A 22,401-nucleotide genomic window follows, 5' to 3' on the forward strand; every position below is an offset into this window, starting at 1 on the left:
GCCAATGCTTTTGTTATTTGGTCGCGGGCGGACACTAAGTTTAACACGCATTTTCGGGGGCATTTATGCGCTAAACGCATTTAAATTCACATTCAGTCACAATTCTGCTTAATATCCATACAAGGAACGGCCGCATTCATCAGGCATAATGACTTCAATAACAACGAAAATATCAGAGATCTAACATGCATAAACTCTTAACCCCCAGTTTATTGATATGCGCATTAGGCGCCTGCAGTGCCACTCAAACCACAAAAAATATTCAAACCCCATCGTCACAGGCAATATCAGCAGCACAATCGCAAGTTGAGCCAATCGCCCCAGCGCTGCAAGCGATTATCGACCAAAGCTGGCAATTACAGCTCAGTGCGAGTCCTGAAATGGCTTACAGCATGGGCGATGCCAGTGCCGCAGGAAAATTAACGGATCTCTCGCCAGCCGCGCTCGCTAAGCTTAATCAAGGTCAAATCGCAGTACTAGCGCAGCTCAAAGCACTCGACCGCGGCAGCTTGAGTAAAGAAGATAAGATTAACGCCCAAATACTGGAAGATCAGATCCAAAACGATGTCGACCTATATCGTTTCAAGGATTATTACCTGCCCATTACGGCGGAAAGCGGCTTCCACGCTTATATCACGTCAATCGCACAGGGAAGATTCAACACCCTTGAGGATTACCGCAACTATATTGCCAAACTCAATGCACTCCCGACCTATTTCGCCCAGCAAACCCACTGGCTAAAACAAGGATTAGCCGAGGGAATAACGCCGCCAAAAGTGACACTCAATGGCTTTGAAGACAGTATCAGTGCTTATATCGTCCCTGTTGAAAAGAGCAGTTATTTCAAACCTTTTACTCAATATCCCAACTATTTCACTGAGGCACAAAAAACTCAGCTGACCCAAGAAGGCCGCACTTTAGTTGAGCAAAAAGTTCTACCTCTGTACCAAAACTTTTATGATTTCATGACTAAAGAGTACATTCCCAATGCCCGGGAAAATATCGCGGCCAGTAGCTTACCTAACGGCGCAGAATTTTATGAGAATAGGGTACGTTACTACACGACCTTGAATATGACGTCGACGCAAGTGCATGAACTGGGCGTAAAAGAAGTACAACGTATCCGCCAAGAAATGGAACAAATCATCGCGTCAGTAGGTTTTAAAGGCAGCTTTGCCGACTTCTTACATTTCCTGCGGACCGATCCTCAGTTCTACACCACCAGTGCCGATCAGTTACTCAAAGAAGCGGCATTTATTGCCAAAAAAGCCGATGCCATGCTGCCTAAGTACTTCGGCAAACTCCCACGCCAGCCCTATGGTATAGCACCAGTGCCCGCCGAAATTGCACCGAAATACACCACAGGGCGATATTCAGGATCGAACAGCGATGATGAACCCGGTTACTACTGGGTCAACACTTATGCATTGGATAAGCGCCCACTCTACGAGCTAGAAGCCTTAACCTTGCACGAAGCCGTACCCGGTCATCATCTGCAAATTTCACTCAACTCTGAGCTAACCTCACTCCCAGATTTCCGTCGTTATGGCTATATATCTGCCTTTGGTGAAGGATGGGGGCTATATTGCGAATATTTAGGTTTAGAAGCTGGTTTCTACCAAGATCCATACAGTAACTTTGGGCGCTTAACCTATGAAATGTGGCGCGCGGCGCGTTTAGTCGTAGATACTGGCATGCACGCCCAAGGATGGAGTCGTCAACAAGCCATCGACTTTATGGCCAGCAATACCGCACTATCACTGCATAATGTCACGACCGAAATTGACCGCTATATTTCGTGGCCAGGACAAGCCTTGTCCTACAAAATTGGTGAGTTAACAATCAAACGATTACGTGCCAAGGCAGAACAGGAACTCGGCGACAAATTTGATATTCGTGCCTTCCACGATGCTGTGCTCGAAAATGGCTCTGTACCTATGTCGATCCTCGAACAGCAAATCAATGATTTTATTGAAGCGAAAAAGGCGACACGCTAAGTTAATGAAATTCATGGGAGTCGGTATTTTCAGACTCCCATGGTTGTCTGTTACACTCTAACAAACCATTCAAGCCAAATGATTTGCGACTGAGTATGAGCCAAGCCAAAGCGACATTTTCGACTGAACACGATTTAAATACCTCAGAGCAGCAAGCCTTCTGGCAAAGCGTTGTTCAAGACACGCTAGCCTCTGCCGACGGCGTCACGCTGGCCTATATGATGGTCAAACATCCCCAAGCGCATACCGCAATCGTTCTCAGCAGTGGCCGAGTCGAGTCCTATTTAAAGTATCAAGAATTGGTCTTCGACTTATACCAACAAGGTTACTCTGTTTATGCCATAGATCACCGTGGCCAAGGGCTATCGGATCGTATGACAATCAATCCACACATGGGCCATGTGCGAAGATTCAATGATTATATTGATGATTTTGCACTATTTATGCAGAAGATAGTGTTACCACAAAACGACAAACAACTCATGCTACTTGGCCATTCAATGGGTGGCGCGATTGGCACTTTGTATCTCAAACAGCATCCCGATATTTTTACCGCCGCGGCATTTTCCGCACCCATGTATGGCATTAAATTACCTATGCCAAAAGCGTTCGTACGCTGGTTAGCCAGTAAACTCGATACCACACTCAATGGCGGCGAGCCTAATTATGTACTTGCAGGACAAAACTATAAACCTGTTCCATTCAAAGGGAATGAGCTAACTCACAGCCAGACCCGATACCAAGCCTACCGAGAATTGTATGATGCTGCCCCTAAGTTACAACTCGGTTCACCCACTAACCGTTGGTTGACTGAATCTTTAGATGCGGCAGATACTTGCGTACTGGCAACGGCACAAATTCGCACTCCGATACTGATACTGCAAGCGAGTGAAGATAAGATTGTTGATAATGCGGCCCAGAATCTCGCCGTGAGTACCCATTGCCAATTGAAAGTAATCGCTGGGGCTGCCCATGAGATTTTTATGGAAAAAGACGCCTGCCGAAACCAAGCCTTAAACTATGCTCTCGACTTCTTTAAACGCTACGCAATAAAGGACGAGGACAAACAAGCTGGATAAAGTCCGCTTGGTTTAAGGCTCGACTGAATAAATAGCCCTGATAGCCATCACAGCCAAGTTCAAAAAAAGCTTGATATTGTTGGGATGATTCGACACCTTTGGCGACAACGCTCAAATTGAATTGCCGCGCAGAGGTAATAAGTACATTCACTTTTGTTGGCATTGTGGTTAATGAATCAATACAACTCATATCCAATTTAACCGCAACTAATGGCTGATTCGCTAAGCAGCTCAAGGCACTCAAGCCCGAACCGAAATGATCGAGGATGATACCTACACCTGCTTCAACTAACTTAGAGACACGCTCATCGACAAACTGTGGTTGCATTAACAATGCGGCCTCATTGAGCTCAATACCCAGTTGATGAGCCGCAATACCATGCTCCTTAACCAACCCAACGAATGCATCAACAAAATCTGCCTGACCAAATGAAAATGCACTGATATTGAGAGTCAAAGGAGGCAAACTCCTTCCTTGAGCCCGCGATTTCTGAATAAACAGACACACCCGCTTAGCCACCCAAAGATCAAGCTCAGCAATAATTCCCCCTTGTTCTGCTAACGCCACAAATTCAGATGGCGGAATAAACTCTCCATCAGCACGATACCAACGCGTGAGCACTTCAGCCGAGACAAGTTCACTGGTCGCATTGATCACAGGCTGGAACATTAACGTTAAGCTATCTTGTTGTAATGCGGTTTGTAATTCCTGTTGCAACAGCTCATCACGGCTCTGGCGAAAGTCCATTTCAGCATGGTAAAAAGCGCACCCAGCTTGACCTGCTTGCTTAGCGCTTAACGTTGCTAACTCGGCACGACGCATCACTAAAGCTGGATCTAAGGTTTCTATACTATCGAGTAAACAGATTCCCACACACGCGCTCAGCTCAAAGTGATGATGACCGTAATGGAATGGTCGAGCAATCACTTGCCTTAACTCACTCGCAAGGGCTAAAGCACGACGAGCAGCGGCTGACGCATCTGCCGCTAAATCTTTAGCAAGCAAAACGAAATTACCAGACTCTAATCGACCGACCGTTATATTTTCAGTGAAATAACTCGATAAACGGGCCGCGATTTGCGTTAACAAGCGCTCTAATTCATGGGAATGTAAAGTGGCGACCAATCCTAAGCGATCCACCTCAACGAGCAGCAATGCTCCCCATTGCCCCGAACTATTACCTTGGGTTAAAAATTGCGATAAACGCCCCATAAAGACATCGGGCAACATCTTGCGACCGACAACAGATTGATCCACAAGCTCAGTAATTGCAGCATGGTTCTTCGCGCTTTCTGACACATCCATATGAATGCCTATCATGCGAGTCGGGCGCCCTTGGGGATCCCAATCAACTAACATTCCGCGGTCTAACACCCACACATAATGGCCATCTCTATGCCGTAAGCGGTGAACACTTTCAAATTCTTTACTCTTTCCGCTAACGTATTCCTGCAAAGCATCTAACACAATCTGCTTATCATCGGGATGTAGCCGCGTCTCCCAGGTCTGGAATACTCCAGCCAATTCATCAGGTGCATAACCAATCATCTCTTTCCAGCGATCAGAAAGAAAAACCTCCCCCGTACTGATGTCCCAATCCCAAATACCGTTACGCGAACCTTCCACAGCAAATAACCAACGCAATTCACTGTCATTCAGCTGTTTAACTGCCCGACTTAAACGCTCATGTGCCTGCTGCAAACTGGCTTGCAAAGATAAAACTTCAGATGAACTCCAAGGTATCGATGTCGAAAAGGAAGAAGTGCCTACCTGCTTAGCTGCCTCGCTCAACATTTGGAATGGGCGGATCAGCAGGAAATATAAAATAAAGGTAAAGCCAATCAGCAATAATCCGCCAAGGCCCCAAACCCGTATAAAACGTTGCTGCAACTTAGCAGAAGCTTCGGCCACTAAAGGGGCTAAATCGGCTTCAAGATAAATCAAATCAACAGCCCCACCATACTGGGGAAGAACGGGATAATATGCTTGAATAGTTAAACGGTCGAGATTAACGAGGATCTGCGGAAGAAAAGCTTGAACCACAGAGCGATGAAGGTCTACATCATAACCATCGATGACTTGAGTCGCATTGCTATCACGCCACACAGTATGATTAGCAAAACGAATACGGCTTTCAGCATCAACCAAGATATACACCATAGTGCCCATATCCAGCGCAGCTAAGGAAACTTCCTGCTCAATCCGCTCTACATCCTGTAAAGCTTGCGCCGATTGAACCACATTCTGCATGCGGAACAACTGTTGCTTTATCAAAGCCGATTGTCGCTGCGCAAGTTCAGCCCTAACTTGGTCACTTTCGAACAGGTACTCGCCTATGACCAACACTAAATATAGGGTCAGCATACAAAGAGGAAGCAGTACCGCGAGCGAAAGCTTACGAAGCATAGGCAACAGATGGCCGTTAACAAAAAAATTAATATTTTTGTATGCTAACGGGAAACTAACCACTAAGCAAAAGGACTTATCAAACTAAGCGAGATCTTCATGTAAATAATCAACTTAGAGTATAAAAGTCTGAAATAAAGGAAGGAAAAAATGTAAAGAACTAGCAGAAGAACCAAAACTAAAATGAATAGAACAATGCTAGATAGCATTGGTCTTTAAATGACGATTTTACAAATTGCAGACGCAAAAAAGCCAGCTTGTTCAGCTGGCTTGGTTACATCTCAATGAGATAATTAGGCGCTTGGCGATGACCTACTCTCACATGGGGAGACCCCACACTACCATCGGCGCGTTTGCGTTTCACTTCTGAGTTCGGGATGGGATCAGGTGGTTCCACAAGGCTATTGTCACCAAGCAAATTCTGTTTATTACCGTGTCCATCTCTGGACCACGTTAATAATAATTCGGAAAGCTGATTTTCTTTGTTTGAGTTCAAACTTTATCAAGTGTCGATATTCTGTCTAAGTTCGCTTAGCAAAACCCATCTGGGTTGTATGGTTAAGCCTCTCGAGTCATTAGTACATGTTAGCTCAACGCCTCACAACGCTTACACACCATGCCTATCAACGTCCTAGTCTCGAACGGCTCTTTAGAGGAATTAAATTCCTAGGGATGACTCATCTTAGGGCTCGCTTCCCGCTTAGATGCTTTCAGCGGTTATCGATTCCGAACGTAGCTACCGGGCAATGCCATTGGCATGACAACCCGAACACCAGCGGTTCGTCCACTCCGGTCCTCTCGTACTAGGAGCAGCTCCCTTCAATCATCCAACGCCCACGGCAGATAGGGACCGAACTGTCTCACGACGTTCTGAACCCAGCTCGCGTACCACTTTAAATGGCGAACAGCCATACCCTTGGGACCGACTTCAGCCCCAGGATGTGATGAGCCGACATCGAGGTGCCAAACACCGCCGTCGATATGAACTCTTGGGCGGTATCAGCCTGTTATCCCCGGAGTACCTTTTATCCGTTGAGCGATGGCCCTTCCATTCAGAACCACCGGATCACTATGACCTACTTTCGTACCTGCTCGACGTGTATGTCTCGCAGTTAAGCTGGCTTATGCCATTGCACTAACCGTACGATGTCCGACCGTACTTAGCCAACCTTCGTGCTCCTCCGTTACTCTTTGGGAGGAGACCGCCCCAGTCAAACTACCCACCAGGCACTGTCCCTAATCCCGATAAGGGACCTAGGTTAGAACATCAAAACTACAAGGGTGGTATTTCAAGGACGACTCCATCATGACTAGCGTCACAACTTCATAGTCTCCCACCTATCCTACACATGTAGGTTCAATGTTCAGTGCCAAGCTATAGTAAAGGTTCACGGGGTCTTTCCGTCTAGCCGCGGGTATACGGCATCTTCACCGCAATTTCAACTTCACTGAGTCTCGGCTGGAGACAGCGTGGCCATCATTACGCCATTCGTGCAGGTCGGAACTTACCCGACAAGGAATTTCGCTACCTTAGGACCGTTATAGTTACGGCCGCCGTTTACCGGGGCTTCGATCATGAGCTTCTCTTGCGATAACCCAATCAATTAACCTTCCGGCACCGGGCAGGCGTCACACCGTATACTTCCTCTTGCGAGTTTGCACAGTGCTGTGTTTTTGATAAACAGTTGCAGCCACCTGGTATCTGCGACTCCCGTCAGCTTAGAGAGCAAGTCTCATCACCAACAGGAGCGTACCTTCTCCCGAAGTTACGGTACCATTTTGCCTAGTTCCTTCAGCCGAGTTCTCTCAAGCGCCTTGGTATTCTCTACCCGACCACCTGTGTCGGTTTGGGGTACGATTCCCGCTAACCTGAAGCTTAGAAGATTTTCCTGGAAGCATGGCATCAACTACTTCAGTCCCTTAGGACCTCGTCATCAGCTCTCAGTGTGTACATTAAAGTACGTGTCCCCGGATTTGCCTAAGAACACCACCTACCACCTTAAACGCGGACTACCAACGCCGCGCTAGCCTAGCCTTCTCCGTCTCTCCATCGCAGTTAGCGGAAGTACAGAAATATTAATCTGTTTCCCATCGATTACGCCTTTCGGCCTCACCTTAGGGGTCGACTCACCCTGCCCCGATTAACGTTGGACAGGAACCCTTGGTCTTTCGGCGAGGGGGTTTTTCACCCCCTTTATCGTTACTCATGTCAGCATTCGCACTTCTGATACCTCCAGCGTGGGTTACCCCTTCACCTTCAACGGCTTACAGAACGCTCCTCTACCGCGCACAGTAAACTGTGCACCCGTAGCTTCGGTGACTAGCTTAGCCCCGTTACATCTTCCGCGCAGGCCGACTCGACTAGTGAGCTATTACGCTTTCTTTAAATGATGGCTGCTTCTAAGCCAACATCCTAGCTGTCTAAGCCTTCCCACATCGTTTCCCACTTAGCTAGTACTTTGGGACCTTAGCTGACGGTCTGGGTTGTTTCCCTTTTGACGACGGACGTTAGCACCCGCCGTCTGTCTCCCGAGTAGTACTCATTGGTATTCGGAGTTTGCAAAGGGTTGGTAAGTCGGGATGACCCCCTAGCCTTAACAGTGCTCTACCCCCAATGGTATTCGCTCGAGGCGCTACCTAAATAGCTTTCGAGGAGAACCAGATATCTCCCGGTTTGATTGGCCTTTCACCCCCAGCCACAAGTCATCCGCTAATTTTTCAACATTAGTCGGTTCGGTCCTCCAGTTGATGTTACTCAACCTTCAACCTGCCCATGGCTAGATCACCGGGTTTCGGGTCTACACCTTGCAACTAAACGCGCAGTTAACACTCGGTTTCCCTACGGCTCCGCTATTCGCTTAACCTCGCTACAAAATGTAAGTCGCTGACCCATTATACAAAAGGTACGCAGTCACGGTCTCAAGAACCGCTCCCACTGCTTGTACGTATACGGTTTCAGGTTCTATTTCACTCCCCTCACAGGGGTTCTTTTCGCCTTTCCCTCACGGTACTGGTTCACTATCGGTCAGTCAGGAGTATTTAGCCTTGGAGGATGGTCCCCCCATATTCAAACAGGATGTCACGTGTCCCGCCTTACTCGTTTTCATCAATGGTTAGTTTTCATGTACGGGGCTATCACCCTGTGCCGCTGCGCTTTCCAACGCATTCCACTAACACCCCACTGACTTAAGGGCTAATCCCCGTTCGCTCGCCGCTACTAGGGGAATCTCGGTTGATTTCTTTTCCTAAGGGTACTTAGATGTTTCAGTTCCCCTCGTTCGCCTCGCAACACTATGTATTCATGTTGCGATAACAGCTTATGCTGCTGGGTTCCCCCATTCGGACATCGTTAGCTCAAATGCTTGTTACTAGCTCGCCAACGCTTTTCGCAAGTTACTACGTCCTTCATCGCCTCTGACTGCCAAGGCATCCACCGTATACGCTTAGTCGCTTAACCATACAACCCAAATGAGTTTCACTCATCTGCGCCGCATTGCGACCAGCTTGGTTTTACTTGTCTCACTTCTGACCAAAGAAGTGGACGCGCCTTAGACGTAAACTATTCAATAAAGAATAATTTACTTTTGAATATTCAAGACACTTAATAAAGTGTTTGAGAACTCATGTTCAATGCTTGCGCATTAAACGTTTTGTAATTAATCACATGACAGACTCATGCAATTAAATACTATCAGCTTTCCAAATTGTTAAAGAACAATGCGTACCGGCTAGCGGCGCATTTAGCTCTGACTTCTCCTAAGAGAAGCTAAACAAGCAATCTGTGTGAACACTCAACAAACATTAAGTTAGTCGTATAGGTAAGGAGGTGATCCAGCCCCAGGTTCCCCTAGGGCTACCTTGTTACGACTTCACCCCAGTCATGAACCACAAAGTGGTGAGCGCCCCCCCGAAGGTTAAGCTACCCACTTCTTTTGCAGCCCACTCCCATGGTGTGACGGGCGGTGTGTACAAGGCCCGGGAACGTATTCACCGTGGCATTCTGATCCACGATTACTAGCGATTCCGACTTCATGGAGTCGAGTTGCAGACTCCAATCCGGACTACGACGAGCTTTGTGAGATTAGCTCCACCTCGCGGCTTTGCAACCCTCTGTACTCGCCATTGTAGCACGTGTGTAGCCCTACTCGTAAGGGCCATGATGACTTGACGTCGTCCCCACCTTCCTCCGGTTTATCACCGGCAGTCTCCCTAGAGTTCCCACCATTACGTGCTGGCAAATAAGGATAGGGGTTGCGCTCGTTGCGGGACTTAACCCAACATTTCACAACACGAGCTGACGACAGCCATGCAGCACCTGTCTCACGGTTCCCGAAGGCACTAAGCTATCTCTAGCGAATTCCGTGGATGTCAAGAGTAGGTAAGGTTCTTCGCGTTGCATCGAATTAAACCACATGCTCCACCGCTTGTGCGGGCCCCCGTCAATTCATTTGAGTTTTAACCTTGCGGCCGTACTCCCCAGGCGGTCTACTTAATGCGTTAGCTTGAGAGCCCAGTGTTCAAGACACCAAACTCCGAGTAGACATCGTTTACGGCGTGGACTACCAGGGTATCTAATCCTGTTTGCTCCCCACGCTTTCGTGCATGAGCGTCAGTCTTTGTCCAGGGGGCCGCCTTCGCCACCGGTATTCCTCCAGATCTCTACGCATTTCACCGCTACACCTGGAATTCTACCCCCTCTACAAGACTCTAGTTCGCCAGTTCGAAATGCTATTCCTAGGTTGAGCCCAGGGCTTTCACATCTCGCTTAACAAACCGCCTGCGCACGCTTTACGCCCAGTAATTCCGATTAACGCTCGGACCCTCCGTATTACCGCGGCTGCTGGCACGGAGTTAGCCGGTCCTTCTTCTGTAGGTAACGTCACAGATATAGCGTATTAAACTACACCCTTTCCTCCCTACTGAAAGTGCTTTACAACCCGAAGGCCTTCTTCACACACGCGGCATGGCTGCATCAGGGTTTCCCCCATTGTGCAATATTCCCCACTGCTGCCTCCCGTAGGAGTCTGGGCCGTGTCTCAGTCCCAGTGTGGCTGATCATCCTCTCAGAACAGCTAGGGATCGTCGCCTTGGTGAGCCATTACCTCACCAACTAGCTAATCCCACCTAGGTTCATCCAATCGCGGAAGGCCCGAAGGTCCCCTCCTTTCCCCCGTAGGGCGTATGCGGTATTAGCAGTCGTTTCCAACTGTTATCCCCCTCGACTGGGCAGATCCCTAGGCATTACTCACCCGTCCGCCGCTCGCCACCTCAGGAGTAAACTCCCTTGTGCTGCCGCTCGACTTGCATGTGTTAGGCCTGCCGCCAGCGTTCAATCTGAGCCATGATCAAACTCTTCAATTAAAGTTTTGTTGCTTCCGTCTTGCGACTTCAGCGGCTCAATGAATTCTGATTTTTTGTTTCCACTTAAAAGCAGAAACAAACTGTACATATTACTATGAACACTCATTGTTACATTGATTTAAATTTTTGACTGCCAACCCGAAGGTTAAGCAGTTTCGATTAACTCAACACCTGTGAGTGTCCACACAGATTTCTTGTTTTATCTTGTTAAAGAGCGTTGACCACATACCGTTGCCGGCGGGTCGGGCTGATGCTTCATCAGCTCAGGGTCGTGCATTCTACGCATTTTCCGTTTCGCGTCAAGGAATTTTTTACAACTTCTTGCTGCGCTTGAATTAAGTGCTTAAAAGCGACTCAATTCAACCTAACTCGTCAGCTGGCTTTCGCTGTCTGCCGTGTCAGTGGATGCGCATTATAGGGAGCAGGAGATTTTGTGCAAGGGCTTTTTGTAGGAAAATAACGATTAATGGTTTAGACGTTTACTTATCAAACGATACGTATAAAAAAGGGGCTAAAAAGCCCCTTTATCTCGATTAAGTCTGGCAATCTATATGAGTCACGCTCAGCTAGATCATCATAAATACTGTTATCTATGGACTAAAGAAACGAGATTCTTGCTCAACTTCGACTTCTTCACCGTCGATATGAGTTTTCACTTTTATCTCGATATTAGTAACTGAACGAGACAGCTCAACCGGATCGATACCCACACTAATAGGGAGAGTTAACACTTCACCACCCGCAATAGTGACCGAAGTTGGACCGTACCATTTATAGTTGTCTAATCCTTCGACACTCATAGTGTATTCGTGGGATTGCTCAGTCTTATTAAGAATCTTCAAGGTGAAGGTGTTTTCAATCAAACCTTGGTTGTTCTCTCTATAGAGCTGGTTACGATCACGAATGATGTCCATACGCACAGGTGCTATGGTCGCACTGGAGTATATAAAGACTAATATCATCGCCATCAATACCACGCCATAACCGACAAGCTTAGGTCGCAGCACTTTTTGCTTTATACCTTCTAACTTGTTCTCTGTGGTATAGCTGATAAGCCCTTTCTCGTACCCCATACGATCCATAGTTTGGTCACAAGCATCGATACAAGCACCGCAGTTAATGCACTCATATTGCAGACCGTTACGAATGTCGATTCCCGTAGGACATACCTGCACACACAAGTCACAGTCGATACAGTCACCAAGGCCTAGCTCTTTTGGGTCATCTTTACGCGAACGCGGACCACGGGTCTCACCACGTTTAGTATCGTAACCTACGATAAAGGTATTCTTATCGAACATGGCCGCTTGGAAACGAGCATAAGGGCACATGTGGATACACATGATTTCACGCATCCAACCCGCATTGCCGTATGTGGCAAGTGTAAAGAACACAACCCAGAAGTAGATACCGCCAGAAGCATTAAGCGTAAATACATCGACATAGACTTCACGACTTGGCACAAAATAGGACACAAAGGTCATCGCCGTCATCAGTGAGAGCAATAGCCAGGCCGTATGTTTTGCCGTTTTACGCCAGAGTTTGTCAAAGCTCCATGGCATTTGATCTAACTTAATGCGTTTATTGCGTGCGCCTTCAAGTTTTTCCTCGAACCAGATGAACATAAAGGTCCATACTGTTTGGGGGCAAGTGTATCCACACCAAACACGGCCAAGATAGGTGGTCACAAAAAACAGAGCGAAGGCAGCGATCATAAACAACGCTGCAAGCAAGGTGAGATCCTGCGGCCAAATCGTTAAACCGAAGACGTGAAACTTTTGTTCGCCCAAGTTAAACCATACGGCTTGACGGTCGCCCCAAGGGATCCAAGGTAAAAGCAGGAAAAATAACATGGCAATCCAGCCCATGCGGCGACGTACGCTACTCCACAAACCGTCTATGGCTCGGACATAAATCCGATTACGAGGATTAAAGCGATCGGCTTTACTCGCATCTGGCTGGTGAATCTTAATTCGATTGGTTTTCGAATAGTCCTTGTTGTTAGATTCTGAGTTCATCGTTACAGCCTTTTACTGCTTTAATATTGGACGAAAACTAGCTTATTATACCCATATTCTTAATGGTTATTCACTTATGTTGGACTAAAAGATGAAAGGTTGGATCATATTGGCGCTACTCGCGGGTGCTTTATATTACTTATACACAGAAACAGATAAATTAGATGTTCCTATTGCAAAGACTGAGGCGATGATCAAAGAAATAGAGAATAAAGTTGACTCTATGACAGGAACAAAAATTATTAAAATCGACCATAAACTGACTAAGGTAAGAACCGACATCATAGAACGTTTATCCACATTAGAACTCGAAGCCTTCAATCAAATTCCAATGACACCCGAGTCTATTGCCGCCTTTAAGGCTAACTATTGCGGTACTATGGCACCTCAACATCCAGTGTTTAGCAAAGATAATCAGCTTTATCTATGTGATCACCTTTAATCATTACAGACTCATAGGCAAACGGGATTTTGCTATATAGCGCTAAGGTTTAGACTTAGGTGATTGACCTTATATATGATTCCGCCTAGCCTTTGAGGCATTACAGCATAAAGGCCTATGAATCATGACCCAACAAGTATCAGACATTTTTGATCCCACCCTATGGGATGAAATCAGTGGATTTCATTTCGACGATATTACTTACCACAGAGCCAAAGCGCACGGCACAGTACGCATTGCCATTAATCGCCCAGAGTGCCGTAACGCCTTCCGACCTAAAACCGTTGATGAATTATTTATCGCACTCGACCATGCACGCCAATGGTCTGATGTGGGTTGCGTACTGCTTACGGGTAACGGTCCTTCGGCAAAAGATGGTGGCTGGGCGTTCTGTTCAGGTGGCGATCAACGTATTCGCGGCAAAGATGGCTATAAATATGAAGGCGCCGAAGAAGGTAAGGCCGATCAAGCCAGAATGGGCCGCTTACATATATTAGAAGTACAACGCCTTATCCGCTTTATGCCTAAAGTGGTCATCGCCGTTGTGCCGGGCTGGGCGGTGGGTGGCGGCCATAGTTTACACGTAGTGTGCGACTTAACCTTAGCCTCGAAAGAACACGCAATATTTAAACAAACCGATCCCGATGTGGCGAGCTTCGACTCAGGTTATGGCAGTGCTTATCTCGCAAAGATGATAGGTCAAAAACGTGCCCGCGAAATCTTCTTCTGCGGATTTAACTACAGTGCTGATGAAGCCTTCGACATGGGTATGGTTAATAAATCTGTTCCCCATGCAGAGCTAGAAACCGAAGCATTAATGTGGGCGAAAGAGATTAACTCTAAATCACCTACGGCTATGCGTATGCTTAAATACGGTTTCAACATGACTGATGATGGTATGGTCGGTCAGCAATTATTTGCCGGTGAAGCGACGCGTTTAGCCTATGCGAGCGCCGAAGCACAGGAAGGACGCGATGCCTTCCTCGAAAAACGCGATCAAGATTTTTCAGCCTTCCCTTGGCACTACTAATTTTAGAATCGTATTAATTTACGTTTAAATGCTCAAAGCCCTCCATCGTGAGGGCTTTATGTTTTTTACAACGGATAAATAGATAAAACCGTTTAAACTAATCTGAAAACACGGCTTTTAATTTTAATGAGAATTGTTATCATCTAAATATTCCCGCTGGGAGCCTATTTAGAGGACAAGATCATGACTAAGACACTCACTTTTGCTGTACTACATTTTAGCGTCGCTTTTACCGTAACCTATTTATTAACTGGCAGTGTGGTCGTCGGTGGCGCAGTAGCCTTAGTAGAACCCGCGATTAACACTGTAGTGTTTTACTTCCATGACAAAGTGTGGAAACGCATTGAGGCAAAAAAGCAGCACGAACTAGATGCCATTCCAGCATAGAAAGTTAAGCCACCAGCATTTGCTATTGCTGTAAGTTAATCGTCATTTTGTCGTGAATCTAAATGAAAAAACCGCCAATAAAGGCAGTTTTCATTTAAATATCTCTATTTATTCTACTGTTACAGATTTTGCCAAGTTACGTGGTTGATCCACGTCAGTACCTTTGATTAATGCAACATGGTACGACAATAGCTGTAAAGGAATAGTGTAGATCAGTGGCGCCATAAAGATGTCACAGTGTGGCACAGGGATCACTTTCATCGTGTCATCCGACTCAAACTCGGCATCTACATCGGCAAACACATACATTAAGCCGCCACGGGCACGCACTTCTTCAACATTCGATTTCAGTTTTTCGAGCAATTCATTGTTTGGCGCAACGACAATCACTGGCATATCAGCATCGATAAGCGCCAGTGGGCCGTGTTTTAATTCGCCAGAGGCATAAGCTTCAGCATGAATATAAGAAATCTCTTTCAGCTTTAACGCGCCTTCCATCGCAATCGGATATTGATCGCCACGGCCAAGGAATAACGCATGGTGTTTATCGGCAAAATCTTCAGCCAGTTCAGCAATCGCAGCATCTAAACCTAAAGCTTGTTCCACTTTTGCTGGCATAGATTGTAGGCTTTGAGTGATTTGAGCCTGCATTTGATCAGACATACCATTGTGGCGACCGATCACCGCAGTCAACATTAATAATCCAGCAAGTTGTACTGTGAAAGCTTTAGTCGATGCCACGCCAATCTCGGCGCCCGCTTTCATCATGTAAGCCATGTCAGATTCGCGAACCAATGATGAACCTGGCGCATTACAAATGGTCAATGTGGCTTTATAACCCATTTCTTTCGCTAAGCGCATGGCCGCTAAGGTATCGGCAGTTTCACCCGATTGTGAAATCGTCACCAACAGGCTATTTGGGAATAAGTGCGACTTGCGATAACGGAATTCAGAGGCAATTTCGACGTTACAAGACACGCCAGCCCAATCTTCTAACCAGTAACGTGCCGCCATGCCCGCATGGTAACTAGTACCACAGGCGATGATTTGCACATGTTTGATATCTTTTAAAAACTCAGCAGCGTTGTCACCAAAAGCCGTGTCTAGCACTTGCTTATTAGTAATACGACCTTCAATTGTGCGCGTCAGTGCCAATGGCTGCTCGTAAATTTCTTTAAGCATATAGTGGCGATATTCGCCTTTGTCACCGGCATCGTGGGTAATTTCAGATTCTTTTACTTCACGCTCAACGGCATTACCGTTTAAGTCGAAAATACTCACGCTGCGACGGGTCACTTCGGCCACATCACCTTCTTCTAGGAAAGCAAATGAGCGAGTCACGGGTAATAAGGCGAGTTGATCTGAAGCGACAAAGTTTTCACCTAGACCAAAACCAATCACCAATGGACTACCAGAGCGAGCAACAACCATACGTTCACTATCACGACGGTCAATAACGACTGTGCCATAGGCGCCTTCGAGTTGTTTAACTGTGGCTTGTACAGCACCAAGTAGAGTGTTATGGGTTTTCAGCTCATGGTGCACTAAGTGACAAATCACTTCGGTATCGGTATCTGAACTAAAGCTGTAACCTAAACCTTTAAGCATTTCGCGCAGTTTATTGTGGTTTTCGATAATACCGTTGTGCACCACGGCAATATCACCTTCCGATAAATGCGGATGAGCATTACGCTCACTCGGCTCACCGTGGGTCGCCCAACGAGTGTGCGCGATACCGGTTCCGCCTGCTAATGGGTCAGTTTCAAGCGCAGCCGACAACTCTTGTACTTTGCCAACGCGGCGCGTACGGTTGAGTTCACCATTGTGAATAACGGCAACGCCTGCAGAGTCATATCCGCGATATTCTAAACGGCGTAAGCCTTCTACCAGAATTTCAGCCACATCCCTTTGCGCCACGGCGCCTACGATTCCACACATAGTCTTTACCTATAAATTAAAATGAAGTTGTTAAGCTATTTTGTCTATTGAGCGTAGGGCGCTAACATAACTCGCACGCCCTGATCTGAAATTTGTTTGAGCGCACTCTCGTCGATACGTGAGTCGGTGACCAACACACTGACCTTGGCCCACAGTAACTCTAAGTTAGGGATCCGCTTGCCGATTTTGTCTGAATCAACCATAACGATCACTTCGCGGGAAACTTCGGCCATCACTTTGCTTAGACCTGTTAACTCGTTAAAGGTGGTGGTCCCGCGTTCAAGATCGATACCATCAGCACCGATAAACAGTTGGTCGAAATTATATGAACGCAACACTTGCTCGGCGACTTGACCTTGAAAGGATTCAGAATGCGGGTCCCAAGTGCCACCAGTCATCAATAAGGTGGGCTCGTTTTCGAGTTCATGGATGGCATTTGCAAGGTGTAGCGCATTAGTCATGACCACCAGCCCACGCTTATCGTTCAGCTGTTCAATCAAGCCTGACGTCGTAGTGCCACTATCGATAATGATGCGATTGTGATCTTTAATCAGCTGCGCGGCGGTTTTCGCAATAGAAAGTTTATTAGGCGCTATCTTGGCAGAGAACTGTTGAGTGACTTCGTCTGGAATCGCCACGGCGCCACCGTAACGGCGCAATAATAAACCCGTTTTCTCAAGCGCGGCGAGATCCTTACGAATCGTCACTTCTGAGGTTTCAAAACGTAACGACAGTTCATCAACGCTCACTTCACCCTGTTCGTTCAATATGGTGATTATGCTGTGGCGACGCTGCTGTGTGTTTCGTTTATTCATAAAACCTTTCAGTTAAGTTTCGATTCGAAAGGTGCATTATAGTGAAACGAAACTTTTTTGCTAGTCATACGAAACACACTTTTGCATGATCCAAGCAATTTTTTTATCTGTCTAGCTAGGGTCTGTTGATCTTTCGAGAGTAATTTTTAGACAGCATGGCAAGACGTTATAATTTGCTTCGCCAAAAGTAACCATAACCTCAAGCCATGCCAAGACTTATGCTAACCGATGCACGCTGGGAAAAGCTATTTCATTTAATGAAAAGCACAGGCCGTGTTTATGACAAACCTGAACATAGACAAACATTCGAAGGTATTCTTTACCGCCTTCGAACAGGTATCCCTTGGCGAGATTTACCTAAAGAGTTCGGTCATTGGAGTACGGTCTTTAGACGGTTTCATTTATGGTCTAAGAAAGGCATTCTGGTACATTTATTCAAGGCCTTAGCCAACCTTGCTGATATGGAATGGGTCTTTATTGATGGCTCGATAGTGCGGGCTAACCAGCACAGTGCAGCGACGCTAAGTAATGAGAGTATTGGTAAAAGTCGAGGCGGTAATTCAACCAAAATTCACTTAGCCGTCGACAGCGGAGGATTACCGATTTATTTCGAATTATCAGAAGGCCAAAAACACGATATTACACACGCCACCAGCTTAATTGAGCACCTGAAACAGGTTGATACCGTCATTGCAGATAAAGGTTATGACAGCGATGCTTTTCGTGAACTTATCGTAAATAAAGGCGGGAAATCCGTTATTCCAAAGCGCCGCTATAAGAATACACCTCAAGAAAAAGTCGATTGGTGCTTATATCGGTATCGACATTTAGTGGAGAATGCTTTTGGAAGAATTAAATACTATCGAGCAATATCAACAAGATATGACAAGCTAGCAAGAAATTACGCCAGTATGGTGTCACTGGCGTTTATGTTAATGTGGCTGCCGATGTATTGCTGAGCAACATTTGCACAGCAAAGATCAACAGACCCTAGTAAACTTGGAAATTAGCCCATAAAAAAGCAGTTTATCCTTTAGGGCTAAACTGCTTTAAATGGATTAAAAATCCTAATAAATATTAGAACTTAGCTTCAACTGCAACACTGAAGTTACGATCTTGGCCAATCGTCACCATCTTATCACTGCCACCATCTAAATATTCAGTATCAAAGAGGTTTCTGACGTTGGCACGAATACTGACATCTTTACCCATGATATCCATAGTATAGGCTGCACCTATATCAAAACGCACATAACCGTCTTTGGTAATGCTGTTATCTTTATCGGCGAAGCGTTCACCCACATAAATAGCACCAAAGTTCATCGCAAAGTTGTCAGTTACTTCATAACGAGTCCAGATATTCGCCGACCACTCAGGCGCATCGATGGGTGTTTTACCATCTAAGATTTTCCCATCGATCTTGCCAGCACCCGTTTTATATTCCGCATCTAAATACATCATAGAAGAAGTCACAAACCAGCTATCACCTAACTGACCTTGGGCACCAACTTCAAAGCCGCGGTGATGCTGCTCACCACCTTGAGTAGTAATAGTTTTATTGCCATCACTCGTTTCGGGAATATCTTGCTCTATGGTGACATTAGAAACCGTAATATCAAACAGGGCTGCTGTTAACAGTAGGCTGTCATCAAACAACTCCCACTTAGTCCCTAGTTCATATTGAGTACCGTACTCAGGTTTCAGGTTATCTCCATGATTGACATCTTCAGAACTGGTTACCGAGCCTTGTGGTGTGAAACTCTTTGAATAGTTAACATAAATACTGCCATTACTCATAGGTGAGTAGATCACTCCAAACTTAGGCGACACTGCATAGCTGTTTTCACCTTCACCATCTTTCTTCTGTTCGTCGTAACGCACACCAGCAAGCAATTTCCATTGCTCATTAAGCGTCATCAAATCCTGTAAATAGAAACCGTAATACTTGTATTCACTTGGGTTGCTTAGCTTACCTTGGTGATAATCAAGATCTTGCTGAATAATTGGTTGCCCAGGAATTACGGGCTGACTTTTGCCTTTCTGAATTTGCTGCTGATAGAAATAGTCTAAATAGTTAGCTCCAATAAGGAATTGATGCTCCATTCCTGCCAAAGAAAATTCACCCGTGAAATCGACATAGGCCGTTTTATGCTGCCAATCGTCGTAACGGTCGAATGGTTTGATGTTATAACCATCTTTGAATGGATCTTCAGAGCCTTCAATCAAACTTGGCGCAGAGTCTAAACGTTGGCGATTAAACTGCTGATCGTTATAACCAACTTTGACTTTCCAATCATCACTCATCTGCCAAGTTAGATCGGCACCTAAGTTAGAGACTGTGTTATCGGTAAAGGCCCAAGGTGCATCCCATACGGTTTTACGTTCACCGATAACATTACCTTGTTTATCTAACCACCCACCCGCATCAATGCCTGCTTTATCTTGGGTATGATCGTACTTAACCGATAACAGAACATCATCACTGACATCAAATTCTAAGTTTAAGTAGCCCAACCAACGGTCACGCTCTTGGTTCTCATCGTTAGCGGAATACTCACGCCAGTATTTTGTGTCTTGCTTCACTAACACGCCGCGGTAACGAAGACTCTGAGCATCATTTAAACTGCCGCCCGCATCTAGCTGAGCACGGGTCGAACCCAAACCATCAGTATCAAAACCTAAATCGAGCATTGAATCATAGGTCGGTTTCTTAGTGACCATATTCACTAAACCACCAGGGCCAGATTGGCCGTACAACATGCTCGAAGGACCTTTCAATACTTCGACTTGCTGTAAAGTTTCAATTGGTTGTACGTAGTGAGACCATTGTTGATGGCCATTGATAAGATAACCGTTACCCGAATCGAGCTCGAAGCCGCGGATACTGAAGACTTGACGGTTCCAGCGCGTGGTTCCCGCCGTCACACTGGAGTCGTTAACTAAAACCTCGGCAAGGTTAGTGGCCAACTGTTCATCAGTCACAAAATCAGGGATAACATTAACTGACTGTGGAGTATCCATTAAGTCGATATCGCCACGCATGGCACCCGATGCACTACCGACTTTATAGTCGTTAAAAGTACGGCCAGTCACATTGATGCGCTCAATATTTTTATCGCTCGCCACTTCTGCAATAACCGGCATAGCCATTAATGCCGAGCCTACAGCTAAACCTATAACTGAATATTTAAATACCATTGCCAACACCCCAAATAGACCTTTCGTCTTAGAATTGCAGGCAATATAAATGAGAAGTGTTTTTATTTTCCCTTCTTTACAAAAATTTACAATTGAGTGTGATAGTGATCAAATTAACTTAAAAACCAACAATTTGCACATACCACAAAAACATGAAGAAAATCTTAATTATTAAGCATTACTTAATAAAAAGGCTTTTTAGTGCAAAACATTGAACACAATAAAGATAAAAGCGGCACATGGCCGCTTTTTTGACATTAAGTTGAGTTTTAAAACTTACTTTTTAATTTTCACTGGACGTTGCCAACCAGTGAGGTGTTTTTGTTTAACACGAGTGATCACTAACTCATTCTCACCTACATCACGGGTAATCGTTGAACCGGCCCCTAAAGTTGCCCCTTTACCTATGGTCACTGGAGCCACCAACTGAGTGTCAGAGCCGACAAAGACGTTATCTTCGATAACAGTAAGATGCTTATTCGCGCCATCATAGTTGCAGGTAATAGTACCAGCACCAATGTTGACGCCATCACCAATGATGGCATCGCCTAAATAGGCTAAGTGCCCTGCTTTTGATCCCACGCCAATCACCGCTTTTTTCACTTCAACAAAGTTGCCTATATGTGCATCTTGCTTAAGCTCTGCGCCGGGACGTAAACGGGCAAATGGGCCGGCACTGGCAGCAACGCCAAGCGTAGCACCTTCGATAATAGAGTAAGGCTTGATCTCAGCATTATCAGCAATCTCACAATCAATTAAAATCGCGCCTGCGCCAATAGTCACATTATTACCCAAGGTCACTTTGCCTTCGAATATCACATTAATATCGATCATCACATCCATACCAACAGTGACTTCACCACGGATATCGATACGGCTTGGGTCGCGAAGGTTCGCCCCCGTCAACATGAGCTTTTCGGCTTCACGAGCTTGGTAAGCACGTTCAAGTTGCGCTAATTGCACGCGATTATTGGCGCCTTCCACTTCAATGGCCGATTGTGGCTGAGCAGTATCAATAGCAACGCCATCAGCGTGCGCCATAGCAATAATATCCGTTAGATAATATTCGCCTTGAGCATTATTGTTCGATAAACGGCTCAACCAAGTTTTAAGTTGTTTACCCGGAGCCGCCATGATGCCAGTGTTAATTTCGTTGATCAGCAACTGTTCTGCTGTCGCATCTTTTTGCTCAATAATTCCAATGACTTTTCCTTGCTCACGGACAATACGGCCATAACCCATAGGATTCGCTAAATTCACTGTTAAAATAGCAACGCCATTTTCAGGACGGGCGGCGAGTAATGCTTCGAGAGTCGATGTTTGGATCAACGGCACATCGCCATAAAGAATAAGCACTGTATCGCTGTCGGCGATATGTGGGCTAGCCTGTGCAACCGCATGGCCTGTGCCTAATTGCTCGGCTTGCAATACCCAGTTAAGTTGCTGCTCACCCAAACAGGCTTGTAGCTTGTCGGCGCCATAACCATAGACTAACTGAATAGAGTCACTGCCAACTTTATTAGCGGTATCGATGACATGTTGCACCATGCTCTTATGGGCGATGGGATGTAATACCTTAGGAAGATCAGAGCGCATCCGTGTTCCCTTGCCAGCCGCTAAGATCACTACATTTAATGCCATTACCATATCCTTGAACAAATACCCAAGAGGGTGAAAAATTACGGTCGTATACCAATCACATTAAATATCTAATCAGTTCAGAGCCTCA

General features: G+C 45.9%; 12 protein-coding genes and 3 rRNA genes. 6 read left to right on the forward strand and 9 right to left on the reverse strand.

The window, feature by feature from the left end:
- Positions 1–185: 185 nt before the first annotated feature.
- Complete coding sequence (locus RA178_RS21950) at positions 186–1,997, forward strand: DUF885 domain-containing protein (RefSeq protein ID WP_198573809.1); 1,812 nt, start codon at positions 186–188, stop codon at positions 1,995–1,997.
- Positions 1,998–2,092: 95 nt separating this feature from the next.
- Positions 2,093–3,076: an alpha/beta fold hydrolase gene (locus RA178_RS21955; RefSeq protein WP_105250768.1), complete on the forward strand. Its 984-nt coding sequence runs from the start codon at positions 2,093–2,095 to the stop codon at positions 3,074–3,076.
- Here RA178_RS21955 and RA178_RS21960 read toward each other — a convergent pair.
- From RA178_RS21960 to ccoG, 5 genes are all read right to left on the reverse strand, one after another.
- On the reverse strand, positions 3,033–5,483 hold the full coding sequence (locus RA178_RS21960; protein WP_306683936.1) for a GGDEF domain-containing phosphodiesterase: 2,451 nt from the start codon (positions 5,481–5,483) through the stop codon (positions 3,033–3,035). The genes RA178_RS21955 and RA178_RS21960 overlap by 44 nt on opposite strands.
- Positions 5,484–5,782: 299 nt before the next feature.
- Positions 5,783–5,898, reverse strand: a 5S ribosomal RNA gene (gene rrf, locus RA178_RS21965).
- Positions 5,899–6,037: 139 nt separating this feature from the next.
- Positions 6,038–8,940, reverse strand: a 23S ribosomal RNA gene (locus RA178_RS21970).
- A 362-nt stretch (positions 8,941–9,302) separates the two neighbouring features.
- A 16S ribosomal RNA gene (locus RA178_RS21975) occupies positions 9,303–10,844 on the reverse strand.
- Together the 16S, 23S and 5S rRNA genes form the textbook arrangement of a ribosomal RNA operon.
- Positions 10,845–11,434: 590 nt before the next feature.
- Complete coding sequence (gene ccoG / locus RA178_RS21980) at positions 11,435–12,862, reverse strand: cytochrome c oxidase accessory protein CcoG (protein WP_306683938.1); 1,428 nt, start codon at positions 12,860–12,862, stop codon at positions 11,435–11,437.
- Between the two features lie 91 nt (positions 12,863–12,953).
- Here ccoG and RA178_RS21985 point away from each other — a divergent pair, with 91 nt between their 5' ends.
- From RA178_RS21985 to RA178_RS21995, 3 genes are all read left to right on the forward strand, one after another.
- Positions 12,954–13,304, forward strand: coding sequence for a hypothetical protein (locus tag RA178_RS21985; RefSeq protein ID WP_263149087.1), 351 nt, complete (start codon positions 12,954–12,956; stop codon positions 13,302–13,304).
- 124 nt (positions 13,305–13,428) lie between these two features.
- Positions 13,429–14,334 (forward strand): 1,4-dihydroxy-2-naphthoyl-CoA synthase, encoded by a 906-nt coding sequence (locus RA178_RS21990; RefSeq protein ID WP_263169523.1) that lies wholly within the window; start codon positions 13,429–13,431, stop codon positions 14,332–14,334.
- 183 nt (positions 14,335–14,517) lie between these two features.
- Positions 14,518–14,721: a DUF2061 domain-containing protein gene (locus RA178_RS21995; RefSeq protein ID WP_105250772.1), complete on the forward strand. Its 204-nt coding sequence runs from the start codon at positions 14,518–14,520 to the stop codon at positions 14,719–14,721.
- Between the two features lie 108 nt (positions 14,722–14,829).
- On the opposite strand, the gene glmS is transcribed toward RA178_RS21995, so the two are convergent.
- Positions 14,830–16,659: a glutamine--fructose-6-phosphate transaminase (isomerizing) gene (gene glmS, locus RA178_RS22000; protein ID WP_306683941.1), complete on the reverse strand. Its 1,830-nt coding sequence runs from the start codon at positions 16,657–16,659 to the stop codon at positions 14,830–14,832.
- A gap of 44 nt (positions 16,660–16,703) precedes the next feature.
- Entirely contained in the window at positions 16,704–17,474 is a 771-nt protein-coding gene (locus tag RA178_RS22005) for a DeoR/GlpR family DNA-binding transcription regulator (protein WP_306683943.1), read from the reverse strand.
- A 206-nt stretch (positions 17,475–17,680) separates the two neighbouring features.
- Between RA178_RS22005 and RA178_RS22010 the strand changes: the two genes are divergently transcribed.
- Positions 17,681–18,433 carry an IS5 family transposase gene (locus RA178_RS22010; protein WP_306683945.1) on the forward strand — a complete coding sequence of 251 codons (753 nt, stop codon included), beginning with the start codon at positions 17,681–17,683 and terminating at the stop codon, positions 18,431–18,433.
- A 118-nt stretch (positions 18,434–18,551) separates the two neighbouring features.
- On the opposite strand, the gene RA178_RS22015 is transcribed toward RA178_RS22010, so the two are convergent.
- Complete coding sequence (locus RA178_RS22015) at positions 18,552–20,672, reverse strand: TonB-dependent receptor (protein WP_306683947.1); 2,121 nt, start codon at positions 20,670–20,672, stop codon at positions 18,552–18,554.
- A gap of 276 nt (positions 20,673–20,948) precedes the next feature.
- Positions 20,949–22,313 carry a bifunctional UDP-N-acetylglucosamine diphosphorylase/glucosamine-1-phosphate N-acetyltransferase GlmU gene (gene glmU, locus RA178_RS22020; protein ID WP_306683948.1) on the reverse strand — a complete coding sequence of 455 codons (1,365 nt, stop codon included), beginning with the start codon at positions 22,311–22,313 and terminating at the stop codon, positions 20,949–20,951.
- Between the last annotated feature and the right edge of the window lie 88 nt (positions 22,314–22,401).

Source organism: Shewanella oncorhynchi, from assembly GCF_030848765.1.
Classification (GTDB): Bacteria; Pseudomonadota; Gammaproteobacteria; order Enterobacterales; family Shewanellaceae; genus Shewanella; species Shewanella oncorhynchi.